This is a genomic window from Paenibacillus sp. AR247, assembly GCF_002968895.1.
GTDB lineage: Bacteria > Bacillota > Bacilli > Paenibacillales > Paenibacillaceae > Paenibacillus_AQ > Paenibacillus_AQ favisporus.
This window is the reverse complement of the sequence record NZ_PCZT01000002.1, coordinates 236120-243508: the sequence shown is the minus strand read 5'-3', so window position 1 is coordinate 243508 and position 7389 is coordinate 236120. Positions and strand designations below refer to the sequence as shown.

The following is a 7389-nucleotide window of genomic DNA, read 5'->3' as shown; positions in this document are numbered from 1 at the left end:
GGACTTCTGGTCTAAGCCTAGACGTGGAGTAGAGGACAATCGCTCCAGGATGGAGATGATTGATGAGCTCGCCGGGCAAAGAGTTCCCTTGATCGGTGTAGGATCGATCCGCACACCTGATGAGGCGCTTAGAGCGCTGCAATCGGGAGTCCCGCTTATAGCACTGGGACGTGAGCTGATTATCGACCCGGATTGGGTTGAAAAGGTAACGCAAGGCAGGGAAAGCGAAATCCGCACAGAGATCACATTACACGATCAAGAAAAACTGGGGATTGCCGATCCGTTATGGCACAAAATCGTCCATACGCCAGGGTGGTTCCCGATCGCGGGCCAGGGTGTAACCGGCTAAAACGGGATTATGGTTATGCGAAAAGCGCGCCTTGGGCGCGCTTTTTCCATTCATATTGGAACAGTTCACCTGTTAGCACCAACTGTTCAGCCCAGCATGCCGATCAGAACAATGCCGCCAAAAATAATGACGGAGCACAGCATCCGCCGCAATCCCTGCTGCTCCTTCAGAAGCAGGACGCCGAGGAAAGTGGCGAAGATGGTGCCGATTTCCCGCAGCGGGCTGATATGGGCCATCGGCGCCTGGGACATGGCGAACAGGAACAGCAGATAAGAGCCCGGGTTTAAAACGGCCCCAAGCAGCAGCGTGGTTTTGTTGGCCTTCCATTCCTCAACAATTTTTCCGGAGGCGATCACGGCCGGGGTCAGACCGAGCACAAATCCGATGTTGGTCACCTCCAGCAGCGCGATCGGAGAGACATGCTCCAGATTCAGCTTGTCGACGAAGACGTAGCAGGTGGTACACAGCCCGACGCACAAAGCCATAAGCACGGGCTTCAAGCCTTGGGCCTGCTGCCCGCCGCTGCGGCTGTTGGAGCCGATGCCGCTCAGCACGGCGAATCCGCCGAGCATGCAGAGGATGCCGAGCCAGCCGAAGACGGACAGCGATTCGTTCAGAAAAAGGACGCCGATCACGGGGACGAGCAGCGTGCTGGTGCCCCGCATGATCGGATAGATTTGCGACAGGTCTCCCAGCTCATAGGTTTTCGACAATAGCCAGGAATAGACGGCCTGAAGCAGCATCGACAGCAGCAGCAGGCCGTAGGAAGCGGCGTTCATCGGATTTTTCCAGAGCTCGGTGAACAGCACCGGCAGCAGCAGAACGGTCGCGACCATCATGATAGACCACAGAAAGACGCTTTTGCTGCGGCTCCGCTTGGTGAACATGCTCCACACGGCATGGGCCATGCCTGAAGCAATCACTAGGACAATCGGTAATAACAAAATGAGTCAGCCCCTTGGTTGTTTAGTTGGTTTCTTGGGTATCGGGTTCATGAATCGGCTGTTCCAGAGCGGCGGACCCGTCCTCCAGCCGGAGCCAGGTATCGAAGTCCTTCTCGCCAAGGGACAGGCGGATGACGCGGGCACCCCGCATAAATCCTTCTTTGCCGTATGTGTTGCAGCCGGTGGCCCGCCCGTAACTCAGGCGGATCCCGTGCAGCGTTCCGCTGTAATCGTTGATATGATCGTGTCCGCAGAACGTGCCGATGACGTCGCCCATTTCGACCAGTGCCGCAAACAGTCCGGAGTTAACCGGAGGGCTGCAGACCCGTTCGTATTTATGTCCATAGCAGACTTGGGTGTCCCATACTTCCTGATATTCGGGAATCGGGATATGGAAGAATGCCAGCGCAGGCAGCTTCTCCGCCTGCCCGTTCAGGTTCAGCCTGGTGGATTCGGAGGCGAGCCAATTGATTTGGTCCCGCTGGATCCAGTTGTACCCGGGAACCTGCTCGAGGCTCGAATAATCCCCGGAATCGAGGAAATACAGGTTGGCGGCCGGACGCCCCTCCGCGTCAATCAGCTCCAGCGTGTAATTGCCCGACCCGCTCAAGTCCGCCGGACCGGGCTCTGTTACCGTGTGCCGGTGCTCCACCACAGTCTGCATCAGCTCGTCCCGGCTGATCCGGTTTTCCGTATCATGATTGCCGAAGACGACCGCCCACGGGATGCTGCGTTCTTCAACGGCAGCGACCGCATCCCGGAAGGCTTCCCGGGGATGCTCGCATTCTTTATTTCCCGGGGACACGGGTCCGGTATAAATGACGTCTCCGGTGATAACGACCAAATCCGGTTTCTCTGCATCCATGACCCGTTCCATGATCTCACGTGTGCGCTGGTCCTCAGGTCTGCCGTCCATCCAATGCAAATCGGTAAACTGTACAATCGTAAAGGTGCCGTCCTTTCGAAAAGACAAGCTCTTGCTCATCTCACGTGTCCCCCTCGTCATTTTACGTTAATTTAACAAACCACATATATGAATGTTGTATTATGTGTATTTATGTGGTTTTAGTTGATTTTAGTCCTGGACAAGGCTGCTGTCAATTCATTTTTTCGAAGTTTGACATTCCTCTCCATCGCCAACTACACTTAATAGAAACAACAACAAAACACATGTAAGCGATGAAAAACCACATGTGTCCAATACTAAGCCTTTTGGTATAAAGGAGGGTTTCGATATGTCCTTAACCTATGAGGAGCGGCGGGAGACCATTCTCGGCCAATTGGGGATGGAAGGGAAAGTCCGCGTGCACGTGCTGGCGGAGATGTTTGGCGTTTCGACAGAGACGATCCGCAGGGACCTCGACCGCCTGGAGAAGGAAGGCAAGCTTCGGAAAGTTTACGGCGGCGCGGTCCGGGTCCGTTCCGGCTTCACTGAGCCCACGTTTACGAACCGTTCCCTGATGCACCGGAGCGAAAAGCAGGAGATCGGCAAACTGGCGGCGTCCCTGATTGAAGACGGGGAGACAGTGCTGCTGGACAACGGCACCACGACGCTGGAAATTATGCGGAATGTGATGGAGCGCCCTCAGGTCACGGTCATCACCAACTCCGTGCCGATATTAAACCTTGCCCTCGAGGGGTTCCGGGGGAAGATCGTGTTTGCTGGGGGAGAGATCAATCCGGAGCATCAGGCGGCTACGGGGATGATCAGCCATGAGCTGCTCGATCGCTTCAAAGTGAATAAGGCGTTTATTTCGGCAGGGGGCATATCGCTGACCGACGGGATCACCGATTATCATCTGGAGGAAGCGCTGCTGTCCCGCAAAATGATCGAGCGTACGGAAGAGGCTATTCTCGTCGCGGACCATTCCAAGTTCGGGGTCACCACCTTCGCCCAGATCGCGCCGCTTACGCAGATCTCGATGGTCGTCACCGATGCGGGCTGCTCCAGGGAATGGATCGACGCCCTGAAGCAGCTGGATATTGAAATCATTTCGGGAGAGGCCCGGCTTTAAGAGAGACTCTAAGTGGCGTGTTCCTCCGCGGAACTGCCTTTAAATAAAGGGGCGATCCGGTCGATGCGGTTCGTCCAGATGCCGCCGCTGTAATGGGCCGGCAGCCGCTTTATGTCTTCGGGGCTGTCAAAGCCGGATGAGAAATCGCTGCCGTCGCCGCCGACGACGATGACCCGCGTGTCAGCCTTGTCCATCCGGTTCAGGAAGCGGTTTGGCCATCCCCACAGGAGCGGGGCGATTTTCTCGGGAATATGCAGCTCCGTATGCTTGCAGGCTGAAGGCATGTACCCGGTCCATCCCGCGGCCAGATACGGAATCAGGCAGCGCTTCATCGTGGCGATGGACATGACGCGGGCTTCGGGAAGCTTTGCTTTGAGAGCCGCAACCGGCTCATCCCCGCCATAGAAGGCGAGCTGCTTCAGCCGCTGTTCGGGCAGCGCCGACATCGCATCCGCCAGCCGGGTGCCTTCCTTTGGATCACTGCTTTTCATATGAATCAGAAAAGACCGGTCCGGAAATTGCTTCAGCACCTCATCCAGCGTCGGCATAAGCCCGACGCCTTTTCCACGAAACGGATACGTTTGTCCGCCGTCGGCGGTATAACCGTAGCCGATATCAACCTTTTTCAGCTCGGCCATCGTGTAATCCGTCGTCATCCCTTTCACATTGGTGCGGCAGTCCAGTGTCCAGTCATGGAACACGGCGATCTGATCGTCCTTCGTCAGCTTGATATCGAGTTCCACCATATCGGCACCGGCCTGAAATGCGGCTTCCATGGACGGAAGCGTATTTTCCAGATAGGGGTGCTCGGGGGGATAAATCCGTTCCGCGGTACAGGTGTCGTTCGTGATTCCCTCCATCGTAAAGGTTTGGGCCAATCCGCGATGGGCGAGCAGAAAAGGGGAACCATCCCGGGGCTTGGCCAGCAGGGAGGTGTTATTCAGATAAATAAAAACAAACAATAGTGCCAAAATCATAAAGGTTTTGCTTCGTACGATCCGCTTCAGCCGTTTCACCTTCCGATTCCCTCCCACACGGCATCCAGCTGCCGTTCAATCGATCCGTATATCCCGTCTTCATTCATCTTGGAGGACAGCGTTATCAGCGTCTGGAAAAACAGTCCGACCACCACTCCTGCGCTTAGCTCGGGATCTGACAGCCGCTGCAGCGGGTCTTGTTCTCCGGCATATTCCATCACCCGGCGCAGTGCATTTTTTGAAATTCGAAATGTTGGTTAATTCGCTGCCTGATACGATTTCAGCTTTGATCGTTTCCATCAAGGTCAGCCGCAGAAGCTCCTCATGCTGCATATAGATGTGCAACAGGTCGCGCAGGATTCGCAAAACGCGCTGCTTCAAGGGACCATCCTGATGACGCGCGACGATGTCGTCCATCAGGCCGGAGTACGAATCGGCTACATACAGGAGCACATGCTCTTTTTTGGGGAAATAGTTAAAAAAGGTTCCTAGTCGGAGTACGAATCGGCTACATACAGGAGCACATGCTCTTTTTTTGGGGGAAATGTTAAAAAAAGGTTCCTTTCGCGATTCCGCACGCAGCGGCAATCTCCTCTACGGTGACGTTGTCGTAGCCCTTTTCCTTAAACATTTGAATTGCATTGCGGGTAATGTTTTCCCGGGTGCTCTTCTTCTTCTGGTCTCTCAGCAAACCGTTCACCTCATTATAAAAAAATGACCCTGGTCATAAATGACTGTGGTCATTATATGGTATAAACCGGCTTATGCGCAAGTCCATGCGCATATAAACTGCCCTTTTGGCGAATGGTAATAAAAAGAACGATTTTCTGCAAGGCAGTTGATAGTTTGTTTATAACTTACATGAAAAACAATCCAAATGAGGAAAGGAGGTCAGGGATATGGGGAAATTTGCCGTTAAATTGGTGGCTCATTTGGTTGTGATCACGGCGATGTTGTTGGTACTCACAACGGCAACGATCTGGGGGGCATTGGTCACGGCGCTGGCAATCGGCGTCATTTCCTATTTGGTCGGCGACCTGCTGATTCTCCGCGCTTCCCAGAACAATATCGTTTCCACGCTGTGCGATGCTGTCCTGGTTTTTCTCATGCTTTGGGCGGTGCGTGCATCGAATCTGTGGTCCTTGTCTTATACGGATATGCTGGTTATCACCATCGTGGCGGGGATTTTCGAATACTTCTACCACATGTGGCTGCTGAGCGATGACCGTTCGGCCAGAAGACAGCGGGCCTAATGCCGCCTTTCAGCTAATCTTTGGTTTAAAATGAATAGATGAAACGATGGAACCCCTAAGACCCTCTGCCAACAGGCAGAGGGTCTTCTTTTAGCGGTTCTGCTTCAGCTCGGCAAGCCCGACCAGGAACATGAGCACGCCGATAAGAAGCGGGGAGAGCAGGGTGCAGTACAGCAGCGTCTCGTATTCGCCGGTCAAATTCATATTGTAAAAAAATATATTCCTGAAGAAGAAGTAACCCATCGGCGCACTGAAAAAAATGAACACAAACGATAATGCGAACCATGCCGTCGACCTTTTCACAGATGTATCATCCCTTCCTGTATCTATTCTCCTTTTTACCATTCTTTACATAGATTGTCATCCGAAAAATCCATATCGTCTTGGACGGATCCGGAAGAAAGCCGATAAATGCAGAGCTGGAAATCGATAGTATTCATTTTTGCACAAACCGGACTTCCAGGAATTGAACTGTCATTCGCAGCAGGGCCATAGGTATAATCGAGTCACAAGGAGCGACATATTTCGTCAATGACAGGAGGGATGCCGGAATGCTTGATGAACGTAGTACCGAAATACTGAAACTGCTGGTGCAGACGGACGATTACGTGACGCTGGATGAACTGACGCAGAGGCTCGGCATCTCCCGAAGAACCGTGTATTACGATATGAACAAAATCAATGACTGGCTGGAGACTTTGGAGCTGCCCCCTGTCGAGTACGTGCGCACGGCCGGTTATTCTCTGCCGGAGGCCAGCCGCCGGGGGATCCCGGACACGGCAGGAGCAGAGAGCTCTGCGGCCCAGCAGTATTATTTGTCCCAGCGAGAGCGGCTTGCCTGGATCGCGATCCGGCTGCTCACGGCAAAGAGTCCCGTCTTTATCCACCGACTAACCGAGTTGCTCCAAGTCAGCCGGGGAACGGTGCTGAAGGATTTGAATGCGGTTCGCGCGCAGCTGGAGACGGCCGGCCTCGAGGTGGTGTATGACCGGAAGCGGGGCTACGAAGTGCACGGCGAAGAGGCGAGGATCAGGAGAGAGCTGACCCGCTGCTGCGATCAGCTTGCCGGCAGCGTCAGCTGGGAGCAGGCGGTCAGCCGTACGGGCTACTGGGGAGAGCAGGATCCGCTGCGGGACATCATGCCGGAGAATACGGACGAAGGCATCCGGCGTCAGATCCACCGGCTGATCGCGGCCAGCGAGCGGATGCTGAACGTGGAGCTCACCGACGAGATGCTCTTTCATTTGACCACCCGATTTTTGCTGTTTATCCGCCGGATCCAGTCCGGCCGGGTGATCCGCGTGGATGAGGACGAGCGGGAAGTGCTTCGGCAGACGCCCGAATATGATGCGGCTTCCCGAATAGCGGACGGCCTTGGCCGCTTGTTCGGCAGTCCGGTACCGGAAGAAGAAAACGCTTACCTTACGATGCATCTGCTTGGGGCAAGGGCGAACCGGATGGAGCAGCTGACAGGCTCGGATGAAATTATCGGACGCCTGCGGGACGCGGCCCGGGAGATGACGGATGCGTTCCAGCGCAGCGCCTGCGTCTGGCTTGGCGGCCGGGAAGCCGTGGAGGAGGACCTGCTGGTTCACCTGAAGCCGGCGTATTACCGGATCATATACGGTTTGGAGCTGGTCAATCCTCTTCTGGAGGACATCCGCAGTAAATACGGCGATTTATTTGAGCTCACCCGGCGCTCGGCATATGCCTTCGAGGAGCTGGTCGGCCGGAAACTGAGCGACGTCGAGATCAGCTATCTGGCCATGCATTTCGGCGGATGGCTGCGCCGGGAGGAAGTGGAGCCGGCGGCCCGGCGGAGGGCGGCGATCGTCTGCGTGAACGGGATCT

At 54.9% G+C, this 7389-nt stretch carries 11 protein-coding genes; 5 read left to right on the top strand and 6 right to left on the bottom strand.

The window, feature by feature from the left end:
* Positions 1–349: beta/alpha barrel domain-containing protein (locus CPT76_RS01550; protein ID WP_483870029.1), on the top strand; the 349-nt coding region annotated here is incomplete at its 5' end.
* A gap of 86 nt (positions 350–435) precedes the next feature.
* On the opposite strand, the gene CPT76_RS01545 is transcribed toward CPT76_RS01550, so the two are convergent.
* Complete coding sequence (locus tag CPT76_RS01545) at positions 436–1293, bottom strand: DMT family transporter (RefSeq protein WP_234489416.1); 858 nt, start codon at positions 1291–1293, stop codon at positions 436–438.
* A 22-nt stretch (positions 1294–1315) separates the two neighbouring features.
* Complete coding sequence (locus CPT76_RS01540; protein ID WP_105441710.1) at positions 1316–2278, bottom strand: metallophosphoesterase family protein; 963 nt, start codon at positions 2276–2278, stop codon at positions 1316–1318.
* A gap of 250 nt (positions 2279–2528) precedes the next feature.
* Between CPT76_RS01540 and CPT76_RS01535 the strand changes: the two genes are divergently transcribed.
* Entirely contained in the window at positions 2529–3308 is a 780-nt protein-coding gene (locus tag CPT76_RS01535; protein WP_089545869.1) for a DeoR/GlpR family DNA-binding transcription regulator, read from the top strand.
* Positions 3309–3316: 8 nt separating this feature from the next.
* Here CPT76_RS01535 and CPT76_RS01530 read toward each other — a convergent pair whose 3' ends face one another.
* Complete coding sequence (locus CPT76_RS01530; protein WP_374954588.1) at positions 3317–4285, bottom strand: glycerophosphodiester phosphodiesterase family protein; 969 nt, start codon at positions 4283–4285, stop codon at positions 3317–3319.
* A gap of 35 nt (positions 4286–4320) precedes the next feature.
* Positions 4321–4506, bottom strand: a complete 186-nt coding sequence (locus CPT76_RS01525) for a hypothetical protein (RefSeq protein WP_219845373.1) — start codon at positions 4504–4506, stop codon at positions 4321–4323.
* 103 nt (positions 4507–4609) lie between these two features.
* Here CPT76_RS01525 and CPT76_RS36935 point away from each other — a divergent pair, with 103 nt between their 5' ends.
* Positions 4610–4777 carry a hypothetical protein gene (locus tag CPT76_RS36935; RefSeq protein ID WP_181152650.1) on the top strand — a complete coding sequence of 56 codons (168 nt, stop codon included), beginning with the start codon at positions 4610–4612 and terminating at the stop codon, positions 4775–4777.
* 55 nt (positions 4778–4832) lie between these two features.
* On the opposite strand, the gene CPT76_RS01520 is transcribed toward CPT76_RS36935, so the two are convergent.
* A complete protein-coding gene (locus CPT76_RS01520) occupies positions 4833–4976 on the bottom strand; it encodes a TetR/AcrR family transcriptional regulator (protein ID WP_105441707.1) in 144 nt (47 codons plus the stop codon).
* A 208-nt stretch (positions 4977–5184) separates the two neighbouring features.
* Between CPT76_RS01520 and CPT76_RS01515 the strand changes: the two genes are divergently transcribed.
* Positions 5185–5538: a DUF2512 family protein gene (locus CPT76_RS01515; RefSeq protein ID WP_105441706.1), complete on the top strand. Its 354-nt coding sequence runs from the start codon at positions 5185–5187 to the stop codon at positions 5536–5538.
* Between the two features lie 90 nt (positions 5539–5628).
* Here CPT76_RS01515 and CPT76_RS01510 read toward each other — a convergent pair whose 3' ends face one another.
* The gene (locus CPT76_RS01510; protein ID WP_105441705.1) at positions 5629–5841 is read right to left on the bottom strand and encodes a hypothetical protein; all 213 of its coding nucleotides are present in this window, start codon (positions 5839–5841) and stop codon (positions 5629–5631) included.
* 248 nt (positions 5842–6089) lie between these two features.
* Between CPT76_RS01510 and CPT76_RS01505 the strand changes: the two genes are divergently transcribed.
* Positions 6090–7389, top strand: a 1300-nt coding sequence (locus CPT76_RS01505) for a BglG family transcription antiterminator (protein ID WP_258167971.1), incomplete at its 3' end; no start/stop codon positions are given.

Coding starts and splice junctions, on each gene's coding strand:
- CPT76_RS01540 (WP_105441710.1), bottom strand. CDS start 2,278: ATGAGCAAGAGCTTGTCTTTTCGAAAGGACGGCACCTTTACGATTGTA.
- CPT76_RS01515 (WP_105441706.1), top strand. CDS start 5,185: ATGGGGAAATTTGCCGTTAAATTGGTGGCTCATTTGGTTGTGATCACG.
- CPT76_RS36935 (WP_181152650.1), top strand. CDS start 4,610: ATGCTGCATATAGATGTGCAACAGGTCGCGCAGGATTCGCAAAACGCG.
- CPT76_RS01535 (WP_089545869.1), top strand. CDS start 2,529: ATGTCCTTAACCTATGAGGAGCGGCGGGAGACCATTCTCGGCCAATTG.
- CPT76_RS01530 (WP_374954588.1), bottom strand. CDS start 4,285: ATGATTTTGGCACTATTGTTTGTTTTTATTTATCTGAATAACACCTCC.